The organism is Acinetobacter sp. B-6 (genome assembly GCF_056930735.1).
In genome coordinates, this window is sequence record NZ_JBXPBY010000035.1 from 1 (window position 1) to 1,943 (window position 1,943).

The 1,943-nt window shown below is 39.7% G+C and carries 1 protein-coding gene; it reads left to right on the forward strand.

Translation table 11 applies throughout. The features are described 5' to 3' along the window. The coding region (locus AC1Z3T_RS21050) for a DUF2345 domain-containing protein (protein ID WP_483396982.1) at positions 1-1,943 on the forward strand (1,943 nt) is incomplete at both ends.

Sequence of the window (1,943 nt, forward strand, 5' to 3'; positions counted from 1 at the left end):
TTGGCAAGCAGACAGTTTAGTGCAGGAAGATGGCAGTGGTTCTATTCTGAGTGCACATAAACACAGTGCAAATAGAGACAATGAAAGTTTAAGTTTAGAACAAGCGTGGAGTATTTCTCCTGCTTGGATTCGTGATCTTAAAGGTGAAGATCAAGCCACAACATCAGGCAATCATCAACTAGAGAAGTTAAGTACCCAACTCAATCAATACCAAGCTTTGCAAGCCAAATATTTTAAGGCACAGAGTAGTGTACGTGATATACAGGTCGGCTATTGGTTTAAGTTAACAGGTCATCCAGAACTGGACAGAAATCATAGCGAAAACAATGAGATGCTGATATTAAGTAAGCATTTTTATAATCAGAACAATTTTCCCAAAGACATTCAAGAACAAATTGAAAAACTCCTCACCCTGAGTCATTGGCAAACGACTAAAGACCGTCAACAAGAGCGTCAAGGCAACGAATTAACTTTGGTGCGACGACATGTTAGCGTTGTACCTGAATATCATCCATTGGCACATCGCCCAACCGCATATGTTCTACGTGCTATTGTGGTGGGGGATGGTGAAGAAATCTATGTCGATGAATGGGGACGAATAAAAATTCGTTTCTTGTTTACCCGAACAGAAGACCATGCCCATGATGGCGGTGCAGGAGCTAATGATAATGACACGGACTCTGCATGGGTGGATGTGCTTACCCCTTGGGCGGGTGAAGGTTATGGCGCAAGATTTCTCCCGCGTGTCGGAGAGATTGTCGCGGTAGATTTCTTTGAGGGAAACCTTGATCGTCCATTTATTACTGGACGGATTCATGAAGGACATCGAAATCCAACCCAGTTCGATATCAAAGGCAAACTACCTGACACCAAAAAGCTCAGTGGTATCCGCTCAAAAGAGGTCGCTGGGGAGGGCTTTGGGCAACTCAGGTTTGATGATACGACTACACAAATAAGCACACAATTACAATCGAGTCATGGCGCGAGTCAACTGAATTTGGGCAATTTAAGTCACCCTAAAGAAAGCGCAGAGAGTGAAGGTCGTGGAGAGGGTTTTGAGTTAAGGACAGATCAGTGGGGTGCGATTAGAGCAGCTCAAGGTATATTGCTCACATCTGAATCATCTGATCAAGCACAAGGTGCTCAATTGTCACGCACTAAACTATTGGAAAATATAAAGTATCATGTCGATAGTAATCAATATTTTAAAGAACTTGCAACAGCACATCAAGTCGATGAGCCAGATTTAGCGTCACAACAATCTCTAAATGATAAGCTCGAAACATGGGATGAAAATCAGGATGCTCTGCTAACTTTACACAGTCAATCAGGAATGCTTTTAGACAGTAAAGCCAATATGCATCTTGAATCAAAAGATAATATTGATATCAGTACACCTCGAAATTTGCAATTTTTTACGGGGAAAAGCTGGATTGCCCAAGCCTTAGATAAAATCACAATTTTTGCCAAACATTCAGGTATTAAAATTAAATCAGGCGAAGGTGATATAGATGTCTCTGCGCAAAAAGGCAAAATGACTTTATCCTCAAAACAACAAATGCAAATTTATTCACTCAATGATTTTGTCAGGGTGGAAAGTGGTAAAGGCATATTGATTACTACAGGTGGTGCTTATATCAAAATGCAAGATGGAAATATTGAAATTGCCTGCCCGGGATTACTTGAGTTTAAAGCAGGTCAGATTAAGACCAATAGTGGTGCAACATTTTCTATGCAACTCCCTGCAATGCCTGAATTAAAAGCACAGTATGATGAACATTTTATTTTGCATTATCCTGATGGTGAACCTGCGAAAAATTTAAAATATAAAATTACTACTGAAAATGGTCAAATATTTCAAGGTACTTCAGATGAAAATGGAAAAACAAAAATGTACAACTCGGACTCAATGAAAAATTTAAAAATTGAAATATTTACAGAAG